19 protein-coding genes are annotated in these 23,074 nt (G+C 66.9%); 14 read left to right on the forward strand and 5 right to left on the reverse strand.

Annotated elements, in window-relative coordinates:
* The first annotated feature begins 37 nt into the window (after positions 1-37).
* From NRB20_RS05735 to NRB20_RS05755, 5 genes are all read left to right on the forward strand, one after another.
* On the forward strand, positions 38-1,564 hold the full coding sequence (locus NRB20_RS05735) for an aromatic amino acid ammonia-lyase (RefSeq protein ID WP_194289736.1): 1,527 nt from the start codon (positions 38-40) through the stop codon (positions 1,562-1,564).
* The gene (locus tag NRB20_RS05740; RefSeq protein ID WP_194289737.1) at positions 1,561-2,373 is read left to right on the forward strand and encodes an L-tyrosine 3-hydroxylase; all 813 of its coding nucleotides are present in this window, start codon (positions 1,561-1,563) and stop codon (positions 2,371-2,373) included. Before NRB20_RS05735 ends, NRB20_RS05740 begins: the two co-directional genes overlap by 4 nt.
* Complete coding sequence (locus NRB20_RS05745) at positions 2,360-3,043, forward strand: O-methyltransferase (protein ID WP_153408169.1); 684 nt, start codon at positions 2,360-2,362, stop codon at positions 3,041-3,043. Before NRB20_RS05740 ends, NRB20_RS05745 begins: the two co-directional genes overlap by 14 nt.
* A 560-nt stretch (positions 3,044-3,603) precedes the next feature.
* Positions 3,604-4,629, forward strand: a complete 1,026-nt coding sequence (locus NRB20_RS05750) for a zinc-binding dehydrogenase (RefSeq protein WP_153408171.1) — start codon at positions 3,604-3,606, stop codon at positions 4,627-4,629.
* Between the two features lie 136 nt (positions 4,630-4,765).
* Positions 4,766-7,180, forward strand: coding sequence for an SDR family NAD(P)-dependent oxidoreductase (locus tag NRB20_RS05755; protein WP_153408173.1), 2,415 nt, complete (start codon positions 4,766-4,768; stop codon positions 7,178-7,180).
* Positions 7,181-7,318: 138 nt separating this feature from the next.
* Here NRB20_RS05755 and NRB20_RS05760 read toward each other — a convergent pair whose 3' ends face one another.
* Together NRB20_RS05760 and kstD are read right to left on the reverse strand one after the other, a co-directional pair.
* Entirely contained in the window at positions 7,319-8,182 is an 864-nt protein-coding gene (locus tag NRB20_RS05760) for a MaoC family dehydratase (protein WP_153408175.1), read from the reverse strand.
* Positions 8,183-8,286: 104 nt separating this feature from the next.
* On the reverse strand, positions 8,287-9,972 hold the full coding sequence (kstD, locus tag NRB20_RS05765) for a 3-oxosteroid 1-dehydrogenase (RefSeq protein ID WP_153408176.1): 1,686 nt from the start codon (positions 9,970-9,972) through the stop codon (positions 8,287-8,289).
* Positions 9,973-10,099: 127 nt separating this feature from the next.
* Here kstD and NRB20_RS39500 point away from each other — a divergent pair, with 127 nt between their 5' ends.
* The 6 genes from NRB20_RS39500 to NRB20_RS05795 all read left to right on the forward strand — a co-directional run bounded on the left by NRB20_RS39500 (position 10,100) and on the right by NRB20_RS05795 (position 16,462).
* Complete coding sequence (locus NRB20_RS39500) at positions 10,100-10,348, forward strand: hypothetical protein (protein WP_406603783.1); 249 nt, start codon at positions 10,100-10,102, stop codon at positions 10,346-10,348.
* Positions 10,341-11,264 (forward strand): acetaldehyde dehydrogenase (acetylating), encoded by a 924-nt coding sequence (locus NRB20_RS05775; protein ID WP_319944516.1) that lies wholly within the window; start codon positions 10,341-10,343, stop codon positions 11,262-11,264. Before NRB20_RS39500 ends, NRB20_RS05775 begins: the two co-directional genes overlap by 8 nt.
* 14 nt (positions 11,265-11,278) lie before the next feature.
* Positions 11,279-12,325, forward strand: a complete 1,047-nt coding sequence (gene dmpG / locus NRB20_RS05780) for a 4-hydroxy-2-oxovalerate aldolase (protein WP_153408178.1) — start codon at positions 11,279-11,281, stop codon at positions 12,323-12,325.
* A gap of 423 nt (positions 12,326-12,748) precedes the next feature.
* The gene (locus tag NRB20_RS05785; RefSeq protein ID WP_227833225.1) at positions 12,749-13,381 is read left to right on the forward strand and encodes a TetR/AcrR family transcriptional regulator; all 633 of its coding nucleotides are present in this window, start codon (positions 12,749-12,751) and stop codon (positions 13,379-13,381) included.
* Between the two features lie 265 nt (positions 13,382-13,646).
* Positions 13,647-15,320, forward strand: a complete 1,674-nt coding sequence (locus tag NRB20_RS05790) for an NAD-binding protein (RefSeq protein WP_153408180.1) — start codon at positions 13,647-13,649, stop codon at positions 15,318-15,320.
* Positions 15,321-15,601: 281 nt separating this feature from the next.
* Positions 15,602-16,462 carry an alpha/beta hydrolase family protein gene (locus tag NRB20_RS05795; protein WP_153408182.1) on the forward strand — a complete coding sequence of 287 codons (861 nt, stop codon included), beginning with the start codon at positions 15,602-15,604 and terminating at the stop codon, positions 16,460-16,462.
* A gap of 187 nt (positions 16,463-16,649) precedes the next feature.
* On the opposite strand, the gene NRB20_RS05800 is transcribed toward NRB20_RS05795, so the two are convergent.
* Entirely contained in the window at positions 16,650-18,731 is a 2,082-nt protein-coding gene (locus NRB20_RS05800) for a prolyl oligopeptidase family serine peptidase (RefSeq protein ID WP_406603784.1), read from the reverse strand.
* 102 nt (positions 18,732-18,833) lie between these two features.
* Here NRB20_RS05800 and lpdA point away from each other — a divergent pair, with 102 nt between their 5' ends.
* The gene (gene lpdA / locus NRB20_RS05805) at positions 18,834-20,237 is read left to right on the forward strand and encodes a dihydrolipoyl dehydrogenase (protein ID WP_319944517.1); all 1,404 of its coding nucleotides are present in this window, start codon (positions 18,834-18,836) and stop codon (positions 20,235-20,237) included.
* A gap of 99 nt (positions 20,238-20,336) precedes the next feature.
* Here lpdA and NRB20_RS05810 read toward each other — a convergent pair whose 3' ends face one another.
* Positions 20,337-20,528 carry a hypothetical protein gene (locus NRB20_RS05810; RefSeq protein WP_153408186.1) on the reverse strand — a complete coding sequence of 64 codons (192 nt, stop codon included), beginning with the start codon at positions 20,526-20,528 and terminating at the stop codon, positions 20,337-20,339.
* A 197-nt stretch (positions 20,529-20,725) separates the two neighbouring features.
* On the opposite strand from NRB20_RS05810, the gene NRB20_RS05815 reads away from it, so the two are divergent.
* Positions 20,726-21,385 carry a Uma2 family endonuclease gene (locus tag NRB20_RS05815; RefSeq protein WP_153408188.1) on the forward strand — a complete coding sequence of 220 codons (660 nt, stop codon included), beginning with the start codon at positions 20,726-20,728 and terminating at the stop codon, positions 21,383-21,385.
* Positions 21,386-21,692: 307 nt separating this feature from the next.
* Here the strand turns inward: NRB20_RS05815 and NRB20_RS05820 are convergent, their stop codons facing one another.
* Entirely contained in the window at positions 21,693-22,100 is a 408-nt protein-coding gene (locus NRB20_RS05820; protein WP_227833226.1) for a winged helix-turn-helix transcriptional regulator, read from the reverse strand.
* A 112-nt stretch (positions 22,101-22,212) separates the two neighbouring features.
* Between NRB20_RS05820 and NRB20_RS05825 the strand changes: the two genes are divergently transcribed.
* On the forward strand, positions 22,213-23,070 hold the full coding sequence (locus NRB20_RS05825; protein WP_153408190.1) for an SDR family oxidoreductase: 858 nt from the start codon (positions 22,213-22,215) through the stop codon (positions 23,068-23,070).
* Positions 23,071-23,074: the final 4 nt, after the last annotated feature.

The raw sequence follows: 23,074 nt of genomic DNA on the forward strand, positions 1-23,074 counted from the left end.
TCCGCTCGGGTGTATTTCGGGTACGAGACGAGGAACGATGAAGCCATCCACCGACCCCGCCCGGCTGGTGCTGGGGTCACCTTCGACACTGCGTGATCTGGAGTCGGCCGCGGGCCCGCTCGATATCGAGATCTCCGCCGACGCGGCCGCCGCGGTGAAGCGCGGACAGGACTTCGTGCGCAGCGAAATCGGTACCGGCCGTGCGGTTTACGGCTCGACCACCGGATTCGGGCCGCTGGTGCTCTTCGAGGGCCGGGCGACCGCGGCCGATCAGTGCGACAACGTCCTGCAGCATCTGACCGTCGGGCAGGGCCCGGACCTGCCGCCCGCCGTGGCACGCGCGGCGATGTTGGCCCGGCTTACGTCGCTGTCGCGTGGGCTCTCCGGTGTCGCCGACACCGTGGTCGACGGGTTGCGCGCGATGCTCGCCACCGACTTCGCCCCGGCCATCCCGGTGCTGGGTTCGGTCGGTGCCAGTGGGGATCTGGTGCCGCTCGCGCATGCGGTACAAGCGTTGCGCGGCAACGGATTCGCGTATATCGGCGAGGAGCGGATGCCCGCCGACGTCGCGTTGCGGCGGGCCGGACTCGAGCCGCTGGAGCTGGACGGGCGCGACGCGCTGGGGCTGGTCAACGGGACCTCGGTGACCACGGCGCTGTGCGGGCTGGCGGCGGTGTCGGCGGCGCGGTCGTTGCGGGCGGCGTCCGCGCTGGTGGCGCTGCTGGCCGATGTGCTCGGGTGCACCCCGGCGTTCCTGGAACCCGCGTTGCTCGCGGCGTACGGGCATCCGGAAGTCACGGCGGTCGGTGCGGATCTGGCCGCGCGCCTGGCGGGTGTGGTGCCCGAGGAGGGGCGACCCTTGCAGGAGCCCTACAGCATTCGGTGCACCCCGCAGCTGCTCGGCGCGGCGAGTGCGGCGCTGGACTGGGCGACGCGCACGGTGACGCGAGATCTCAACGGCGTCAGCGACAATCCGCTGTTCTTCCCCGACGAGGATCTGATCGCGCACGGCGGGAACTTCTTCGGGCAGCCTGCGGCGTTCGCGGGGGATCTGCTGTCCATCGTGCTCACCCAGGTCGGCAATCTGGCCGAACGTCAGGTGGATCTGCTGGTGGATCCGCATCGCAACGGCGGGCGGACGCCGATGTTGTCGCCCGAGCCGGGGCGGCAGCACGCGGTGCAGGGGTTGCAGGTGCTGTCGACCTCGACCGTGGTGGCGATGCGGCGGGCTTGTGTTCCGGCCGGAATGCAGTCCGTGCCGACGAATATGCACAATCAGGATGTCGTGCCGTTCGGGACGCAGGCGGCGTTGACCGCGTACGAGCAGAGCGGGAAACTGCGGCTGCTGCACGGGGCATTGGCGGTGGCGTTGCGGCAGGCGATCCATGTGGGACAACGGGTTCCGACCGCGCCCCGGTGTGTGGCGTTGGCGGAGGCGTTGATCGAGGCCGTTCCGCCGATCGAGGTGGATCGCGCGTTGGACGGCGAAATCCGGTTGGCCGCAGACATTCTCGACGAATTCGTCGAGCGGGAGAGTGCGGGCGCGCGGGAGAGTGCGGTATGACCGCGTCGACCCGGTTACCCGGTCCGGTGCACGACATCGAGCTGGGTCTGCTGCGATTGCCTTATCCCACTGATGATTTCGAGTCGTGTGCGGGATGTCGGCCGGTGGCGGATCCGCCGGTCTGTCTGCACAACGACGCGAACACCGTGGCGTGGTATCGCTGGTTGCTGGGACATCATGTGGTATTCGGCATCTGGCGGCTGATGCTCGCCGCGCTGGCGGCCGACGACGAGCTGACCCAGCCCAGGCTGGCCGCGCTGTACGACTCCTATTCGGCGTTGCTGCTGTATTCGGGCAGTTGTACGCCCGAGGCGTACGTGCGGGTGCTGCGGCCGCGGATGTACGCCGCCGATCCGGCGATGAGCGGCACCTGGGCGCGTGATTTCAACCGGGTGCGGGAATTGCAGTCGCGTTTGACCGTGCCGCCGGATTCGCCGCTGGCGGCCGCGGTGCGGCGAAATCGCAAGGTGCACATCAAGGTTGCAGCGCGGCTGGTGCCCGAGGGGCGGTCGCTGCTCCAGGATTCCGGACGGGACCTGCGGCAGAAGGTGACCTCGGGCGAGAGCGACACGATGGACGCCTTCTTCCGGACCGAACGCGGGCCGATCTGCCGCCACCGGTTCGCCACACAGTCGCGTGCGCGCGCCGAGGCGGTGCTGGCGGATCTGGCCGCGAATCCGGTGCGGGCCGTCTACGGCCACGCCGCCACCGACGAGTTCGGGCTCGAGCTCGCCGACCATATCGCCACGCCGCTGCGGCTCGGCGAACCGCTGCTCTTCGACGGGAGTTCCGACAATGACCACATCTGAAGCGTCACAGCCTTATACGGACAAGATGTTCGCCGCGACGCCCGAACTCGCCGCCTACGTGCGGGCGCAGGTCGGCCCGCTGACGACGGTGCAGCAGCGGCTCATCGAGGAGACCGCCGCACTGGGCGGACCGGCCGAGATGCAGATCCCGCCGGAACAGGGTGTGCTGCTGACCCTGCTCGCCCGTTTGCTGAACGCTCGCACGGCAATCGAGGTCGGCACCTTCACCGGCTATTCGACCCTCGCGCTGGCCGAGGGCGTCGGCGTCGAGGGCGAGGTGATCACCTGCGACATCAGCGAGCAGTGGTCCGAGATCGCCGACCGCGCCTGGCAGGAAGCGGGCGTCGACCAGCGGATTCGCCGGTTGATCGGGGCCGCGTCGGAAACCATCGCGACGCTGCCGGAAGACCCCTTCGCGGACCTGGTCTTCATCGACGCGGACAAGGTCGGTTACATCGGATACTGGGAGCTGCTGGTGCCGCGCGTGCGCCCCGGCGGGCTGCTGATCGCCGACAACGTGCTCTACGCGGGCGAAGCGGTATCCCCCGACGCCACCGGAAATGCCGCTGCCATACGGGAATTCAACGACCACGTGCTGGCCGACCCGCGCGTCGAATCGGTGCTGCTCCCGGTCGCCGACGGAATCACCCTGGCACGCAAGCTTTCTTGATCGGTGGGACTGTGCGGAACACACTCGGCGTGAGTGAGATGGTCGACGTTGCCGTGCGAGGGCTTCGTCGAACGTCGGGTGTGTTCGGTGCTGTTTCCGGGATTCGACCTAATTGCACAGGCCCGCAGGCTTTCTCGAGTGATAGGCCGATGCTGAACGTGTTCGGTCGGCCGTTCCTCGTGTTCGGCGCTGTTTTCGAGACCCGGCGTTATAGCGCTGGCCCGCAAGCACACCCGGTCGGTGAACGGTGCTGAATGCATACGGCGACATCAGCGCGAGTGAGCGGGGCGGCGTTGTCGCGCGAGCGGTCCGCGTTCACCCTCGGGTGAGGTACTCGGCGTTGTCGTGTGAGCGGGTCGTCCAGGCGTCGGGGGCGACTGTCGAGCTGCGGCGGAAATTCGGTGGTGGCCGACATGACCGCCGCGGTCGGGACATTCGATATTTGCGGAATTGTCCTGTGGGACCGGATATATGCTTGCCGACCTTCGATCGGGGTCGGTGTAGTTGCCTGTCGGGCGCACGGAAGTGCTGTCGCGCAGGTGTTTTCGTTAGGAAAGTCTATGAGAGCTGTACTGCTGAACGCGCCCGGTGAGATTGTTGTCGGGGAGGTCGAGGATGCCGGGGTGCGGGAGTCGACCGATGCGGTGGTGCGGGTGATCGCGGCCGGGGTTTGCGGGACGGACATCCGGGCGTTCGCGGGGCGGCCGGGGCCGGTGATGGGGCCTGCTTGCGGGCATGAATTCGTCGGTGTCGTAGAGGATTTCGGGGCGGATGTGGTGACGTTGCGGCGGGGGGAGGTGGTGGTCGCGCCGTTCATGTTCGCCGATGGGGTGTGTGTGCAGTGTGTGCGCGGGGTGCCGACGTCGTGCCGGGCGGGTGGGATGTGGGCCGTGGCGGCCGGGGGTGCGCAGGCCGAGGCGGTGCGGGTGCCGTTCGCGGACGGGACGTTGGTGCCGGTGCCGGTGGATGTGACCGATGAGCGGATTCCGGCGGTGTTGAGCCTCGCGGATGTGATGGCCACCGGGCATCACGCGATCGCGGGGCCGGGGCGGGGTGTGCCCGGGGTGGTCGCGGTGGTGGGGGACGGTGCGGTCGGGCTGTGTGCGGTGCTGGCGGCGCGGGCGGCCGGGGTCGAGCGGATTCTGTTGCTCGGGCGGCACGAGGATCGGTTGCGGATCGGGAAGTCTTTCGGCGCAACGGAAATCGTGACCGTTCGCGAGGGCGAGGCTGCCGCGCAGGTGCTCGAGGCCACGGGCGGGGCCGGTGCTGATCTGGTCGTGGATGCGGTCGGGGAGCAGGAGGCGTTGGACACCGCTTTCGCGATCTGCGCCGATGGCGGGGCCTTGAGCCTGGTCGGTGGTCCGCACGGCGGCATCGATCTGATGGGGTGCTTCCTGCGCAATATCACCGTCAGTGGCGGTCTGACCCCGGCCCGCCGCTACCTTCCCGAGCTCCTCGACGAAGTTCTGGCCGGTCGGCTCGACCCGTCGCCGATCTTCGAGGCGACCGTTCCCCTGGCCGACGCCGCTCGGGGGTACCAGCTGATGGCTGATCGGCAAGCTACCAAAGTCCTTGTCCGAGTATAGAAATCGATGACACGTCTGCCGCCGATCGGTGTCCCGGTCGGTGACCGCGTGCTCGGGCCGATGGTCGATTCGTTATGGACGGCCGTCGGCTACCGGGTATCGGTCGACGCGGAGTCGCTGCCTTTAGGAGTCACTGATGTACACGTTCACTGATCCGGGGGATGTCGCTGTGGGGGACTATGTCCTCGGGGCGGGAGGCGATCCGGATGACGTTGCTGTCATCGATTACACCCGTGGGGAGCGGCGGGAGCTGACCTATGGTGAACTGCGTTCGGCGGTAAGGGGATTGGGGGCGTGTCTCGGGCGGATCGGTGTTGCGGATCGGGCTGTGGGGGTGTTGACCGAGAACAGTATCGAGTTCGTTGTCGCGTATTTCGGGGTGCTGGCCGCGGGCGGGGTGGTGTTGCCGTTGGATCCCCGGGATCCGCAGCGGTGGGTGGGGTTGCTCGAAGGGGCTGCGGCGTTGGTCCGGGAGTCACGGCTTGCGGTCTCGGATTGTGATGTGGCGCAGGAACATACGATAATCATCGAAGCCGAAGCCGAAGCCGAAGCCGAAGCCGAAGCCGAAGCCGAAGCCGAAGCCGAAGCCGAAGCCGAAGCCGAAGCCGAAGCCGAAGCCGAAGCCGAAGCCGAAGCCGAAGCCGAAGCCGAAGCGACTACCAGTGTCGATGCCGATGGCTGTGCCGATGCAGGCGTGAATACGGTCGCCGATTCGGATACTGCTGCGGGAGAGGCTATTCCGTGGGATGAAGCGTTACGGACCGAAGGCGAGTTGCCGACGTTCACGGGTGGGGAACGAGCCGCCGTCGCGCTCTCCTCCAGCGGAAGCGCCGGAAAGCCGAAGCGTATCACCGTAACTCACCACAACCTCGTCGCGAACCTGGCGCAGATCCACGCGGTGCATCGGGTCGAGGCGGGGGAGGCGGTGGCGGTGGTGCCGCCGCTGCGGCATATCTACGGGATGCAGATGGCGTTGAATCCGGTGTTGCGCGCCGGGGGCACGCTGGTGCTTCCGGCGACGCCGCTGTCCATTCCGGAGCTGCTGGATACGCTGCGGGCACACCGGGTGACGCTGGCCTACCTGGTGCCCAGTGTGCTGGCCGAGATCGGACGCGAACCGGTGACCGGTGGGTATCCGGCGTTGCGGCGGGTGGTTTCCGGGGGTGCGCCGCTGCCGGATTCGGTGGCGCGGGACGCGGCGGAGCGGCTGGGCGTTCCGGTGGTGCAGGGGTTCGGGATGACCGAGGCCGGGTGCCTGTTCTTCAGTCCGGATGATCGGGAGGTTCCGGCCGGTTCGGTGGGAATTCCGGTGCCCGGCACGGAGATTCGCATCATCGACACGGACACCGGGCAGGCGGTCACGATGGGCGGGTCCGGCGAATTGTGGGTGCGCGGTCCACAGGTGGTGCCCGCCGGGGACGATCCGTCGATGGTGCGGACCGAGGACGGCTTCCTGCGCACCGGCGATCTGATCACCCAGGATGCGGACGGCTTCGTCCGGATCGTCGGTCGGCTCAAGGCGATGATCAAGTACAAGGGCCATCAGGTTTCCCCGGCCGTGCTCGAGGAGGTGCTGCTCACCCATCCTGCCGTAAGGGAGGCCAAGGTCAGCGGGGTGCCCGACCCGGTCGCGGGAGAGCTGCCGCGCGCGCACGTCGTACTCGACGAGAACGTCCCGCTGGCCGATCTCGTACGCCACGTGAGCGAACGCGTCGCCCCTGCCCAACGCATCCGCATGATCGAACGGGTCAGCGCGATCCCACGTTCGTCAACGGGCAAACCCCAAGTCCCACAACCGATCAACGTTCTCGTCACCGGCGGAAGTCGCGGCCTCGGCAGGGCATTCGCCGACGCGCTCGCCGCCGCCGGTGCCGCCGTGACGGTGCTCGGCCGCGACGAAGCCGGACTCCTGGACACCACCAAACGCATCCGGGACGCCGGCGGCACAGCCGATTACGTGGTCGCCGACCTCCTCGACCCCGCCGCCCTCACCGCCGCCGTGGACGCCCTCGACACCATCGATGTCCTGGTCAACAACGCCGGAATCCCCGGCCCCACCGGCAAACTGTGGCAGGTCGACGAATCCGACTGGTGGCACACGATGGAGGTCAACCTGCGCGGCACCCTCGCCGCCACCCGGGCCGTGCTCCCCCGAATGTCCGGACGCGCCAGGGTGATCAACATCGTCAGCGAGGCGGGCCGCACCCGCTGGCCGCACGCCGCCGCCTACTCGGTCTCCAAGGCCGCGATCATCTCCCTGACCACCAACCTCGCCGCCGAACTCCGCGGCACCGAAATCACCACGCTCGCATTCGATCCCGGCCTGGTCGACATCGGCATCACCCGAGCCCACTTCGACCGCGGCCACACCGGCAACCCGTGGGAGGACCGAATCCTCGCCTGGGCCACCGACCTTCGCGAATCCGGCGGCCTCACCCCGATCGCCCACTCGACCCGAGCCCTCGTCGACATCGCCCTGGGCTCAGCCGACCACGCAACCGGCAACTACGTCACCGTCGAAGAAGCCCTCATCCATCCCGGCCGCCGCTGAGCCCCGGCTTCGGCGTCCGCCCTCATCGATCCGGCCCCCGAAAATGGCGTCCGCCGCCCCGGCGGGCCGAAGACCGCAGCGGGATGAGGGACCGTTGCGGGTCTTCTCCAGCGCCGGGGCGGCGGAGTTCGGGCGGTTCTACGACGTGAAGGTCAGGCGGACGTCGCTGAGAACCGGTGCTTCTTCACGGTCCACCACTGTGGCCGCGATGACAAGTTCATTTGTTTCCAACCACATTCGGGACCGGATTGTTTCCCCGGGGTACAGCACACCGGCGAAACGTGCTCGGAATCCGGTGATCCGGCTGGTGTCGGAGTCCAGGACGGTGTCCGCGGCGGTCTTGCAGACCAGGCCGTAGCTGCACAGTCCGTGCAGGATCGGGTTGGGAAAGCCTGCGGCGCGGGCGAATTCGGGGTCCGAGTGCAGCGGGTTGCGGTCGCCGCACATGCGGTAGAGCAGGGCCTGCTGCGGCAGGGTGGGGGTGGTCACATTGAAATCCGGTGCCCGGTCCGGCAATTCGATCTTGCTGCTCGGTCCGCGTTCGCCGCCGAAGCCGCCCTCACCCTTGGCGAAGATGGACGACTTGGCGGTCCACAGCAATTCCCCGTCCGAACCGGTCACCTCGGTCTCGTGCGCGACCACCGCCGCGGAGCCCTTGTCCCACACCTCGGTGATGTGCCCGGTGCTGGACGCCTTGCCCGCCGCCGGAATCGGCCGGTGCAGCACCACTTCCTGACTGGCGTGCACCACCTTGGCCAGGTCGATCTCCACGCCCGGGAAGCTCACCCGCGGCGGCTCGGTGACGCGCATGGTCGGCGCGACCGTCGCGAACGTCGGCAGCACCTGCGGTGCGCGGTCGTCCAGATAACGCAGCTCACCCGGATCGGTCCAGCGCGCACCCGCGCTCAGACCGAGGTGGTACAGCTGCACATCCGAAGGGGTCCAGGCGAACTCCTGCGGCGTAAGTGCCGCTCCGAGAGCGACTTTCGGATCAATCGGCATGTGTTGTGCTCCTAGACGAGTGCTGCCGGGCCCGTGTCCGGCGACGGCGTACGCGGGAACGGTTGGCCCGCAATGTATTCGATGTGTGGGCCAACCGTCGACGGCTACTTCGCGGCGGCGGGCTTCACCCGGTCGACGATGTCCTTGATCGCAAGATAACCGAACGTGATCGCGGGCCCGATGGTCGCGCCGGGACCGGCGTAGGTGTGACCCATCACCGGAGCCGAGCAGTTACCCGAGGCGTACAGCCCGTCGATGACGCTCTCGTCCTCGCGCAGCACCCGCCCGGACACGTCGGTGACCAGCCCACCCTTGGTGCCCAGATCGCCGGGCACCATCTTGGCCGCGTAGAACGGCCCCTGCACCAGCCCGGCCAGGCTCGGGTTCGGCTTCACGGTCGGATCGCCGTAGTACCGGTCGTACGCGCTGTCGCCGCGGCCGAAGTCCTCGTCCTTACCGGTCTCGGCGAAGCCGTTGAACCGCTCGACGGTCGCCGCCAGCGCGTCCTCGGGAACACCGATCTTCCCCGCCAACTCCGCGAGGGTGTCGGCCTTGACGATCAGGTCGTTTTCCATCCAGCGGGACGGAATCCGCTGTCCCGGTTGCAGACCCGCGAAAATGTAGCGGTTCCGGTAGCGCTGGTCGAACACCAGCCACGCGGGCACGTGCTCGCCCGGACCCTCGCCCTGTCCGTACCTGCCGCCGTACATGGTGTGCACGGCCTCGACGTAAGGAGCGGACTCGTTACCGAAACGCTTACCCGCCGCGTCGACCATGATGCTGCCCGGCAGATTCCGCTCGGCCAGCGCGAACCACGGTTTACCACCCTTGAACAGCGTCGGACCCCACCAGGAATCCTCCATGACGTCGATGTTCGCGCCCACGGCCATGCCCGCGACGATGCCGTCACCGGTATTTCCGGTCGCACCCGTTGTCCACTCGGTGCCGATGGGCTCACGCTGGTACTTGTGGCGCATCTGTTCGTTGTGCTCGAAACCGCCCGAACCGAGCACGACGCCGTACTTCGCGCGGAAGGTGACGGGCTCGCCGTTCTGCGTCGCCTCGACCCCGACCACGCGCCCGTCCTCGACGACCAGGCCGGTCATCGGGGTGTTCAGCAGCAGCGGCACGTTCGCGTCCAGCAGGCCCTTGCGGATGGCGGCGATCAGCGCCTGACCCATGCCGAGCAGGTGCTTGCCGGTCCACTTCGCGAGATAGGTGCGCGCGCCGACGCGCATCGCGGTCAGAATGCCGCGCGGATGACGCCGGATCAGGTTCAGTTTGACGAAGTCGGCCTGGGTGACCACGACGTTCAGCGGAGCCTTCGCGTACGGGGGTTCCAGGTTGAACCGCTCCTCGCCGAGGATCTTGGCGTTGAACGGCTTGGGTTCGCACGAACGTCCCGAGGAACGGCCGCCGGGGGCTTCGGGGTAGTAGTCGGAGTAGTTCGGCACCCACCGCATCTGCAACGGCGTGTGGTCGAGCACGAAGTCGAACGCCTCCGCGCCGCGGTCGATGTAGGTGTCGATCCGCTCGGCGGGCGCGCCGTCGCCGATGATCGCGTGCAGGTAGGTGCGCGCGTCCTCGCGGTCGTCGGGGCGGCCCGAGGCCCGCAACGCCTTGTTGCCCGGGACCCACACACCGCCTCCGCTGCGCGCGGTGTTCCCGCCGTAGTGCGCGGCCTTCTCGATGAGCACCACGCGCAGGCCGTGATGCGCCGCGGTGAGTGCGGCTGTCATACCGGCGGCACCGCTGCCGACCACCACCACGTCGTATTCCCGATCAGTCATGTAGAACACGTTATAGAATCAGACTACGTTTGGTCTATATTGGTCTGGCAGATGGGACTGCTGGGCTGGGTTTTCGCAGGAAAACTCGTTCCAGTTTCCGGGCCGGGCCCCGGCGGAAGGAACCAGCGTGCTGTCCGACGGGCTCTCCTGGGCGGCCATGCGGCAGTTGATGGGCGTCGACGAACCCGACTACGGCCACCTGCTCGGCGAGTTGGAAGTGTTCGAGAACACACCTGTGGACACCTCGAAATATCTCTGTCCGAGGGTCGAGGTGGAGGTCGGATTCGTGCCCGGCCGGGGGATGAGTGCCATGCCGAGTTCGACGGACTCGGCGCTGTCCGTCTGCGTTTGCACCGAGGAGATTTCGAGTGAGTGACAACGGGAATGCCGGGAAGAAGGTCACGGCAGCCATCGTCGGGTCCGGCAACATCAGCACCGATCTGCTGTACAAACTGCTGCGGTCCGACCGGATCGAACCGCGCTGGATGATCGGAATCGACCCGGACAGTGAGGGTTTGAAGCGCGCGGCCGGGCTGGGGCTGGAGACCTCGCACGAGGGCGCGGACTGGCTGCTGGGGCTGCCGGAGAAGCCGGACATGCTGTTCGAGGCGACCTCGGCCTACGTGCATCGGGAGTACGCGCCGAAGTACGCCGCGGCCGGGATCCGCGCGATCGACCTGACGCCCGCCGCGGTGGGTCCGGCGGTGGTGCCGCCGGTGAACCTGGACGCGAATCTGGATACACCCAACGTCAACATGATCACCTGCGGCGGGCAGGCGACGATTCCGATCGTCGCCGCGGTCTCGCGGGTGGTCGAGGTGCCCTACGCGGAGATCGTGGCGTCGGTGTCCTCGGTGTCGGCCGGGCCCGGCACCCGCGCCAACATCGACGAGTTCACCAAGACCACGTCCAAGGGCGTGGAGACCATCGGCGGGGCGAAGCGCGGTAAGGCGATCATCATCCTGAATCCGGCCGAACCGCCGATGATCATGCGCGACACCATCTTCGCCGCGATTCCCGAGGACGCCGACACCGCCGCGATCACCGTATCCATCCACCGGATGGTCGCGGACATCCAGCAGTACGTGCCGGGATACCGGTTGCTCAACGAACCGCAGTACGACGAGCCGAGCGTGATATCCGGTGGGATGGCGAAGGTTTCGGTGTTCGTGGAGGTGGAGGGCGCGGGCGATTTCCTGCCGCCGTACGCGGGCAATCTGGACATCATGACCGCCGCCGCGACGCGGGTCGGCGAGGTCGTCGCCGATCAGATCATCTCGGCCCGGGTGTAGAAGGGAGCATCGTCATGACTTACGTGAAGCAGCCCTATTCGCAGGAGTTGGACGTTCGCGTCACCGATACCTCGCTGCGGGACGGGTCGCACCACAAGCGACACCAGTTCACCGCCACCGAGGTGCGCGATATCGTTGCGGCGCTGGACAATTCGGGGATTCCGGTGATCGAGGTGACGCACGGCGACGGCCTCGGCGGCTCCTCGTTCAACTACGGATTCTCCAGAACCCCCGAGCAGGAACTGGTGACGATCGCGGCGCAGACCGCGAAGCGGGCCAAGATCGCGGTGCTCATGCTGCCCGGGGTGGGCGTCAAGGAGGACATCAAGATCTCGCAGGACAACGGCGCGTCGATCGTGCGCATCGCCACGCACTGCACCGAGGCCGATGTGTCCATCCAGCACTTCGGGTACGCGCGGGATCTGGGCCTCGAGACCGTGGGGTTCCTGATGATGTCGCACTCGCAGCCGCCGGAGGTGCTCGCCGAACAGGCGCGGATCATGGCTGACGCCGGATGTCAGTGCGTGTACGTCGTGGATTCGGCGGGCGCGCTGGTGCTGGATCAGGTGTCCGATCGGATCTCCGCGCTGGTGGCCGAGCTCGGTGACGACGCGCAGGTCGGGTTCCACGGGCACGAGAATCTCGATCTGGCCGTGGCGAATTCGATCTACGCGGTGCGCGCGGGGGCCAAGCAGATCGACGGGAGTGCGCGGCGGTTCGGCGCGGGGGCCGGGAACACTCCGGTCGAGGCGTTCATCGGGGTCGCGGACAAGATCGGGATCAAGACCGGGATCGACTTCTTCGCGATCGCCGACGCGGCCGAGGATGTGGTGCGTCCTGCTATGCCGCAGGAGTGTCTGCTCGATCGGCAGGCGCTGATGATGGGATACGCCGGGGTGTACTCGAGTTTCCTCAAGCACGCCGAGCGCCAGGCCGAGCGGTACGGGGTTTCCGCGGCGGAGATGCTGGTGCGGGCCGGGCAGCGCAAGCTCGTCGGTGGGCAGGAGGATCAGTTGATCGATATCGCGCTGGAACTCCAGCGGGAGCAACTCACCGCCTGAGCCCAGGCGCGTGGCAGGGCCGTGGACGGAATGCCGTTCGCGGCCCTCCGTCGTTGTGCGGGAAGGGCTGTCGGGCGTCGCGCTGGAACCGGTGTCAGATTTCGGGTGTAACGAGTATCGGGGCGGCGCCGATGTGTGGACTGGGTCGTCCCGGATGTTTTCCCGGAATGGCGGGCGGTTCGACGTGCGTTCATTGAGACGGTTCAAATTAACTCTAGAAAAATCCTATAAAACGGTTATGATTGCCAGGGCTGCTCGGAAAGCTTCGAGTCGGCTAACGGTTGGTCACCGGCCCGATGCGGTAGGTCATCGGTAATACCGGTTATACAGCCAACTTTCGGCTAATGCTCGGTTGGCCGAAGGTGAAAACGAAGGGCCCGATCCATGACGAGGGGATCGGGCCTTTCTGTATTGTCTGGCGCAATGTCACAGGAGACGAATGCGGGCAGGATGTACGCCGGGCAGCCCGTAGAAGACCGGCAGCGACAACGACGTGCGCGTTTTCTGGAATCCGGATTGACGGTGTTCGCCAGAGACGGGTACGCGAATAGTTCGGTCGGAGCGATCTGCAAAGACGCCGGTCTCTCCTCGCGACAGTTCTACGAGGAGTTCACCGGCCGCGAATCGCTGCTACTCGAGCTCTACGAACAGATCGACCGGCAATCACGCGACGCGGTCGCCGCCGCATTGGCCGACCATGCCGAAGAACCGGCCGTCAAGGTGATCGACGCCTGCGTGCGCGCGTATATCGAGGCCGTCGGCCGCGATCCGCGCAAGGCCCGCGTGGCATTGGTCGAAGTGGTCGGCGCGGGCCCGAAGGTGGAGAAGTTCCGGCTGGAATTGCGGCGCACCTGGGGTGCGCTACTGGCCGGCGCCGCCGAAGACGCCGCGCTGCACGGCGAAATCCCCACGGGCGATTACGAGATGCGGATGCTGGCCATCATCGGCGCGGTCAACTACGTCGTCGACGCGTGGAGCGGCACCGACCCCCGGCCCAGCCTGGACGACATCATTCGGGTGTTACGCAGGATCATCATCGGCGCGGTGGGCGCTTGAGCTGTAGCTCGCGGCCCCCTGAGACGCACCGGGCCGCGAACATTGCTTCCGGTGTTCGACGGCGCTGGGTGGAAGTGGTTGTGTCGCTGTGGGATTGGGCGAAGTGAAGGCCTGCTTGCTTATCGGGTCGCGAGCTCGGCAGAAGCGGTGCGGGGTTGTCTCCGTGTGTGAATCGGTGTTGTAGCACGGTGTCGGCGGAGTCGATTGCGGCCGGTTGGATCATGGAGGTCCGGTGCGGCGGGGTGCGGCCGGTTAGCATCGGGGTGTGAGTTCGGGGCAGGAAGGTGCGGTGGGGCCGGGATTTGTTGTGTGCGGGGATAATCCGCTCGTGTATCAGTTGGCGTTGCAGCTGGTTACGCGGTTTTCCCGGGCCACGGTGACGGTGGTGGTGCCGAATCTGGAGGGGAGTTACGTTCCGCAGTTGGAGCGGTTGGAGCGGGTTCGGATCCAGTGTGCTTCGCGGATCGATGAGAAGACGTTGCGGGCGGCGGGGGTGGCGGAGGCTCGGGCGTTGGCGTTGGTGGATCAGGCCGATGTGGAGAACTTCCACGCGGCGTTGCGGGCCAACGAGCTGAATCCGGAGATCCGGCTGGTGATCCGAATGTTCAACACCGGGTTGGGGTTTCGGATCCGGACGCTGTTCGCGGACTGTGTGGTGCTGTCCATGTCGCAGATGGCCGCGCCCTCGTTCATCGCGGCGGCGGTCAGTGAGAGCGCGGTCGACTATCTGCGGCTCGCGGATCGCGCGCTGTACGTGGGGAATTCGGCCGAGACGCCCGCGGATCGGGTGGTGTGCGGGCTCGTCGAAGGGGTCGGGTCGGATATCGCGCTGACATCCGTCGTACCCGCGGGCGGACGGGTGCTGGCGTTGTCGGGGCGGGAACCGTATTCCCCTGGTGCGCGCCGGGTCTGGTTGAACCTGATCCGATATCTGGTGCGGCACGACCTGATTCGGCTGCTGATGGGGATCATCGCGCTGATCGCGCTCGGCTGCTGCCTGCTGGTCGTGGTCGGAAGTGGTTGGGGTGCAGCAGTTTACGAAACTATGCTGGACGCGGCGGGGTCGGCCGCGCCCGAACCGGAGAAGACCACGATGTACAAGGTGGTGCAGCTGGGCATCACCTTCCTGGGCTTGGCGATGACGCCGGTGGTGACCGCGCTGGTGGTGGGCGGGGTGCTGCGGGCGCAACTGTCCGATGTCGGGGTGCCCGATCCGGCGCGGTTCAGCGATCACGTCATCGTGGCGGGGTTGGGCAATGTCGGCCGCCGGGTCGTGGAACAGCTCCATGACCTCGGGGTTCGCGTGGTCGGACTGGATCACGACGAGAACGCGCGCGGGGTGGCGCAGGCCCGCGCGCTGGGGATTCCGGTCGTGATCGGGCAGGCCACCTGGGACGATACGTTGCGCGCGGCCGGTGTCGCACGCGCGCAGGCGCTGGTGGTGGCGACCAGCAGTGACGCGGTGAATCTCGAGGCCGCCATGCTCGGTCAGTCCTATCGCGACGATCTGCGCGTGGTACTGCGCCTGTCCGACGACGACCTCGCCGACCGGGTGCAGCGCAGTCTGCGTAAAGCCGTGGTGCGCAGCGTCTTCCAGCTCGCCGCCGACGGTTTCGCCGCGGCGATGAGCGAACGCCGGGTGATCGCGACGCTCTCGGTCGGCGCGGCCACCCTGATGGTCGCCGAACTTCCGGTGCAACCGGGTTCGGACCTGGTCGGCAAGCCGCTCGACACCGCCGACCTGCCCGAACACACCCGCGTCATCGCCATGCAGCGCAGCGGCGGCGCGGGCCTGGAATGGCAGCCCGCCCCGGATACCGAACTCGCCGAAGGCAATCAGATCGTCGTCGTGACCACCCGCACCGGCCTCGGAGAACTGTTGCAGCGCAGCGAGGGCGCGGAAGGCGATCCGGCCGAACCGGATTCCGTCAGCGCCTGAATCGGTCGGCGCCTCGCGGAGCGTGGCCGGACGCGGTGAATGTCTGCCGCATCGGCGGGCACCGAGCGCGCGGCTCCGGGGCTGGATGCACTCAGTACCTGGCTGGGCTTTGCCTGGGCCGGATCGGGTAGCGTGCCGGATTCGATCGGATACCGAAATATCATGGGAAGCAGGGCAGTACGCGCGCATCCGTTCGCGTGGGCGGCTGCCGGGCGGACGGTCGGCTCGCGGGATCGGGTGAGGATCGCGAAAGTAGCTGTCGGGCGCGGTAGCGTGCCCTGATGGAGACTGTTCCGATTCAGGTGCCCGATGGTAGTACCGTGCCGGTGCGGTTGATCGCGGCGCGGGGCGAGCATCGGCATCCGATCACGCCGGATGCGCCGCGGGCGGTGGTGGTGATCATTCCCGGGCTCGGGGTGCCGGGGATCTTCTACAGCGATTTCGCGAAGGAACTGGCCGGTCGCGGGGTGGATGTGGCGATCGGGGAGTTGCGCGGGAACGGGGATTCGCGGCCGAAGCCGGATGCGGACAGTACGTACGGGTACCACGAACTCGTATCGGTGGATTTTCCGGCGATCTTCGAGGTGGTGCGGGACCGGTTTCCGGACAGTACGCCGATTCTGTTGGGGCACAGCATGGGTGGGCAACTCGGGGTGATGTACGCGGCGCGGATCCGGGGCCGGCTCGGCGGGTTGATCCTGATCGCTTCCGGCACACCGTATTTCCGTGGTTACAGCGGTATCTTCCGATCCGGAATGCTGCTGGGCCCGGCCGCGATCTCGCTGACGGCCAACCTCGCGGGCTTCTGGCCCGGCGACCGCATCACCGCCGGTGGGTTCGGCCGCCAATCCAAGGTACTGATCTCCGACTGGGCGCGGCTGGCCCGCACCGGGCGATTCGTGCCCGTCGGCGCGGATATCGACTACGAGGAACGCATCGCGCGGCTGAAACTGCCGGTGTTGTCGATCACCGTCGAGGGGGACGACCTGAGCCCGCGCGGTTCGGCGGGGCATCTGCTGGAGAAACTGCCCAACGCCTCGGTGAGCACGTGGCACGAGCCGAAACCGTTGGGGCACAACGGATGGATCACCGATCCGCGCAGCACTGTCGACAGAATCGAGACCTGGCTGCGGGAGCGGTGATGCGCGCGGAGCGTCAGGAGTCCATGAGGGTCTGGGTGAAGAACTCGTGGATCAGCGCCCGTCCGGCGCAGTGCCATTTGCTTGTTCGTCCATGAGGGTCTGGGTGAAGAACTCGTGGATCAGCGCCCGTCCGGCGCAGTGCCATTTGCTTGTTCGTCCATGAGGGTCTGGGTGAAGAACTCGTGGATCAGCGCCCGTCCGGCGCAGTGCCATCTGCTTGTTCGTCCATGAGCGTCTGGGTGAAGAACTCGTAGATCAACGCCGCCTGGAACGCCATCTGCTTGTTGTCGGCCGCGCCGCCGTGACCGCCCTCGATGTTCTCGTGGTACCAGACGGTGTGGCCCTGTTCCTCCAGCAGCGCGGCCATCTTGCGGGCGTGACCGGGGTGCACGCGGTCGTCGCGGGTGGAGGTGGTGAGCAGGATCGGCGGATATGGGCGATCGGGGTCGGTGTGCTGGTAGGGGGAGTATTTGCCGAGGTACTCCCACTCCTGCGGCTTGTCCGGATCGCCGTATTCTGCGACCCAGGAGGCTCCGGCGAGCAGCAGGTGGTAGCGCCGCATATCCAGCAGCGGCACCTGGCAGACGATCGCGCCGAACAGTTCCGGATACCGGGTGAGCATGACGCCCATCAACAGCCCGCCGTTGCTGCCACCCACCGCACCCAGCTGCGGGGCGGTCGTAATACCGCGCGCCACAAGGTCTTTCGCGATCGAGGAGAAATCCTCGTAGACCAGGTGCCGACCCTCCTTGACCGCCTGGGTGTGCCAACTCGGCCCGTATTCGCCGCCGCCGCGGATATTCGTCATCACCCAGGTGCCGCCGCGTTCGAGCCAGCCCATTCCGGAGGCCGCGTTGTAGCCCGGCGTGCGGGAGATCTCGAAGCCGCCGTAACCGGACATCACCGTCGGCCCGGCCTGCCCACGCCGGTCGCGATGCCGAATCACGAAGTAGGGCACCATCGTTCCGTCGTCGGACCGCGCGAAGAACTGTTCGGTTTCGATGCCCTCGGCCTCGAAGAAGCCGGGTTCCTGTTTGAGCAGCGTGGTCGCGCCGCCCACCGAACCGGACAGCAGGGTGGCGGGTGTGGTGAAACCGCTGGAGGTGAGCATGAATTCGTCGCCGCCGTCGAGCGGGTCGAGGTTCATGACGTTGGTGGTGGCCATCGGCGGGACGTCGGCGAGGGTTTCGCGGGTCCAGCCGTCCTGCGACGGGGTCAGCACGTAGAGCCTGGTCTGCACATCCTCGAGGGTGATCAGCAGCAGATGGTGTTCGGTCCAGCCGTAGCCGTGCAGTGCGGTGTGCTCGTCGGGGGTGAAGAGGGTGTCGAAATTCCTTGCGCCGTCCAGGAATTCGTTCAGGTCGATGATGATCAGCGCGCCCGCCGGATGGGTCTGTCCGCCCACCTCCCATGGCGTCTTCAGGCGCAGCAGCAGCCAGTCGCGGTGCCAGGAGACCGATGCGTCGGTGGGGGTGTCCAGGCGGCGCAGGGTGCCGTCGTCCTCGATCAGGTAGGAGATCTCGTTGTAGAAATCCGTTGCGCGAGAGACGAAATGGCGTTCATAGCCGGGGGTGCGGTCGTATCCGGCGGATACCGTGACGTCGCTCGCCGCACCTTCCAGGATGGTCTGCGCGTCGTCCAACGGGGTGCCGCGCCGCCAGCGCTTGGCGATCCGCGGATATCCGGAATCGGTCAGCGAATCGGGGCCGAAATCCGTTCCGACATAGACCGAATCGGCATCGATCCAGCTCAACTGCGATTTCGCCTCGGGCAGCTGGAAACCGCCGTCCTCGGGCGCCCGAAACTGCTTGGTGCGCATATCGAATTCGCGTATCACCTTGGCATCCGCGCCGCCCCGGGACAGGCTGATCAACGCGAGGGACTGGCTCGGGCGCAGCACCGCCGCGCCGCCCCACACCCAGTTCTCCTCCTCGGCCGCGGCCAGCGCGTCCAGATCGATCAGCACCTCCCAATCCGGTGTGGGCGTGGCGTATTCGGCGAAGGTGGTGCGCCGCCACAGGCCCTTGGGATGTTCGGCGTCGCGCCAGAAGTTGTAGAGCCACTGCGCGCGCCGGGTCGGGTACGGGATGCGGGTGTCGGTGTCCAGCATGTCCAGGATGCGATGTTCGAGCTCGTTGAACCGGTCCGTGGTGGCGAACCGCTCGACGACCACGTCGTTGTGCGCGCGGGCGAAATCCAGTGCCCGGTCGCCGGTGACCTCCTCGAGCCAGAGGTAAGGATCGGTCTGCTGCTCCTGCGCGCCACTCATGATTGACATTCTTACCGAGGATCGCGGCGCTCGCGGCCAACGGAGGTCGCGGTCGGGCCACCCACGGCTGCGAGATCGCACGTCGTGACTAGACTCGTCGCCGTGACTTCCCACTACGATGTCGTCGTTCTCGGCGCCGGGCCCGGCGGTTACGTCGCCGCGATCCGCGCCGCACAGCTCGGATTGCGAACAGCGATCGTCGAGCAGAAATACTGGGGTGGGGTGTGCCTGAACGTCGGGTGCATTCCGTCCAAGGCCCTGCTGCGCAATGCGGAGCTCGCGCATGTCTTCACCAAGGAAGCCAAGACGTTCGGGATCTCGGGGGAGGCGAGCTTCGACTTCGGCGCGGCGTTCGACCGCAGCCGCAAGGTCGCCGACGGGCGCGTCAAGGGCGTGCACTTCCTGATGAAGAAGAACAAGATCGATGAGTACGACGGGGCCGGTACGTTCACCGACGCCCACACGCTCTCGGTCGCGCTGAGCAAGGGCGGCAGCGAGACGATCACGTTCGACAACGCGATCATCGCCACCGGCACCGCCACCAAACTGCTGCCGGGCACGTCGCTGTCGAAGAACGTGGTCACCTACGAGGAGCAGATCCTCACCCGCGACCTGCCGGGGTCGATCCTGATCGTCGGCGCGGGCGCGATCGGCATGGAGTTCGCCTATGTTCTGAAGAACTACGGCGTCGACGTGCGGATCGTGGAGTTCCTGGATCGCGCGCTGCCGAACGAGGACGCGGACGTCTCCAAGGAGATCACCAAGGCATACAAGAAGCTGGGCGTCACCATCAGCACCGGCGCGTCGGTGCAGTCCATCGAGGACAACGGCTCCAAGGTCTCGGTGTCGATCAAGGACAACAAGTCCGGTGCGATCGAGACCGTGACGGTCGACAAGGTGTTGCAGGCCGTCGGTTTCGCGCCGCGGGTGCAGGGCTACGGCCTGGAGAACACCGGCGTGCAGCTCACCGATCGCGGCGCCATCGCGATCGACGACTACATGCGCACCAACGTCCCGCACATCTACGCAATCGGTGATGTGACCGCGAAGTTGCAGCTCGCGCACGTCGCCGAGGCGCAGGGCGTGGTCGCGGCCGAGACCATCGGCGGTGCGGAGACCCTCACGCTGGGCGACTACCGGATGATGCCGCGCGCGACGTTCTGTCAGCCGCAGGTCGCCAGTTTCGGCCTCACCGAGGAGCAGGCGCGCGCCGAGGGCTACGACGTCAAGGTCGCGAACTTCCCGTTCACCGCGAACGGCAAGGCACACGGCCTGGGCGACCCGACCGGTTTCGTCAAGCTGATCGCCGACGCCAAGTACGGCGAACTGCTCGGCGGCCACCTGATCGGCCCCGACGTCTCCGAACTGCTGCCCGAGCTGACCCTCGCGCAGAAGTGGGACCTGACCGTCAACGAACTGGCCCGCAACGTCCACACCCACCCGACGTTGAGCGAGGCGCTGCAGGAAGCGATCCACGGCCTCGCGGGCCACATGATCAACTTCTAGTCTCCGCCCGAACGTTATCGCGAAGCTGCCCTTCGGTTTTCGAACCGGAGGGCATTTTCGTACGCCGCGATCGGCTGCGGCCCAGCGGTATCGGTCCGCTCAGTTCCCCGAACCGCCCGAGCCCGGCGGATTGTTGTTCCGGAACTCCGACCGAATGACCATCCACTGCGTGCTCGACCCCCGTTTCCGGCGCTGCGAGGGCTTGTTGCTCGCGGTGTTGAGCGCGAACAGCAACACGAGAATCAGCGCGACGACGAACACGAAGAACAGCACAATCACAACGGTGACCATCACTTCAGTGAAGCAGAATCCGCGGGATCGGTAAACGGTGTTGTGCCGCTTGTGGATTCGCCGGTGCGCGTTGTGGAGGGCGTGCGCGGCGTGTGTCCGGTGTGTCGCCCTGCAAAGGGTGCGGGAACCATTCTGAGCTGGCGTTTTCCGAGATTTCGGGCTTACCATGGCCCTACTCGGAACCAGGGAGGGATGTTATGAGTGTCATGGCAGTGGTCCATCGCCACAGCGAATTACCCGGCGAGCCTTACGACTTGTGGATGCGTGATGAACTGACAGGCGTGCTCGACCTGCCGTACGATGGCACGCGGGCCGAGATCATCGGGGGAGAGATCGTCGTGGCACCGGGGCCGAAGCTCGCGCACAGCCTCATCGTCAGCGATATTCACGAAGCGATCGCGGTGGCCAGAGCGGCCGATGCAGAATTCCGCTGGTTGTGTGTGCAGACCCAGGATCTGAATCTCAGCGATATCCACGACGGGTACATCCCCGATCTGTGCGTGATGGACAGGGATATCGCACGCCGAGCCCGCCTCGACGACGTACACAAACTGCTGCCGCATCAGGTGGCACTCGCCGTCGAGGTCACCTCACCGTCCACCGCCGCCGAAGACCGCCAACCGGGCAGTCGTCGCGTTCGCCCGAGCAAGTGGAACGGATACGCGCGAGTCGGCATCGAGTACTACCTGATCGTCGACCGCGACCCGAAAGTAGCTGTCACGACCCTGTTCACCGCCCCGGACCGCGAATCCGGCCGCTACCGCGAGTCGGTGAACTGGAAGTTCGGCGAGCGGATCGATCTACCGGAGCCGTTCGGCGTCTCGATCCGCACCGACGAGTGGACTCCATGGGATTGACGGCGCTCGCCGAGGTTCGCGAGCTGCCGCAACCGGGCCGATTGTGAGGTGGGTGCGGAAGCAGAATCCTCGGGATCGGTAAATGGTGTTGTGCCGCTTGTGAATTCGCCGGTGGGTGGGCAGGTGTTCGCTCAGCGTGGTCCACATGGTGAGCGCGTCGGCTCCCGGGCCGCCCGGGTTGCCGAACAGCGCGCCGCGCCGATGCGCCTGGTCGGTCGCCGGAACGCGGCTGACCGTCAGTCGGATCTGTCGGCCGTTCGGGTGCGCGTAGTCCATCGGCACGGACAAGGTGGCGGCGCTGGGGGATTCACTCGCGGTGGTAGGCGGCCTGGGCGGCGCGGACGGTGTCCATATTGCCTTCCAGGATGTGGATGAGGTCGCGGATCTTCTCGGCTACCCGGGTGCCGAGGGGGGTGAGGGTGTATTCGACGTGCGGGGGGATGGTGTGGTGGGCCTCGCGGTGGACAAGGCCGTCGCGTTCCAGGGTTTGCAGGGTTTGGGAGAGCATGCGTTCGCTGACGCCGTCGACGCGGCGGCGCAGGGCGTTGAAGCGGTAGGGGCCCTCCAGGAGGGCGGCCAGGGCCAGGATGCCCCAGCGGCTCGCGACGTTCTGGAGGACGGGGCGGGAGGTGCAGTTGCGGGCGAAGACGTCGGGTTCCAGCGAATCCAGCGCGTCGTCGGCGCTGTCGGTCGGCTGAGGATCCCGCATGGTCATGCTCCGATACTACCGATCGGCATGGTAGTGACATGAAGCACAGTAGTTGTGGAATGCTGGGTACTTACTATTAGTTAGTGCATGATGAATCGTAGCCATCCAGGAGGTAGATATGACTGAGACCGTCGCCGTCACCGGGGCCAGTGGGCAGCTCGGGCGTCTCGTGGTCGAGGCGTTGTTGCGTCGCAATGCCGGGCCGATCGTCGCGATCGTCCGGAACCCCGCCAAGGTGGCCGATCTGGCCGAGCGGGGAGTGGACGTCCGGGAGGCGTCCTACGGTGATGACGAGGCGTTCGATCGCGCGCTGGCGGGCGTCGACCGGCTGCTGCTCATCTCCGGCACCGACTTCGGTGATCGGGTCGCCCAGCACACCGCCGTCATCCGGGCCGCCGAGCGCGCCGGGGTGAAACTGGTCGCCTACACCAGCATTCCCCGGGCCGATGTGAACCCGATGGCCCTCGCGCAGGAACATCGCGGCACCGAGGCCGTCCTCGCCGAATCGCCTGTGCCGCACGTCTTCCTGCGCAACGGCTGGTACTGGGAGAACTACGCCGACCGCGTGGCCGCGGCCGCCGAATACGGCGCGCTGGCCGGTGCCGCGGGTGGAGGCCGCGTCTCCGCCGCCGCCCGCGCCGACTACGCCGAAGCCGCCGCCGCGGTACTCACCACCGACGGCCACGCCGGCCGCAGCTACGAACTCGGCGGCGACGCCATCACGTATCCCGCACTGGCACAGGTGATTTCGGAACTCTCCGGCAAACCGGTCGCCTACTCGGACGTCCCCGAAGCCGACTACGCCGCAGTCCTGGAACAGAACGGCCTCCCCGCCCCGGTAGCCCAGATCCTCGCCAACGCCGACACCGGCGTCCGCGACGGCTGGCTCGAGGTAGCCACCACCGACCTCACCGACCTCATCGGCCGCCCCGCCGCCTCCCCCACCGAGGTCTTCCGTTCCGCCCTCGCGAAGTAATTAC

It is taken from the genome of Nocardia macrotermitis (assembly GCF_009604405.1).
GTDB lineage: Bacteria > Actinomycetota > Actinomycetes > Mycobacteriales > Mycobacteriaceae > Nocardia > Nocardia macrotermitis.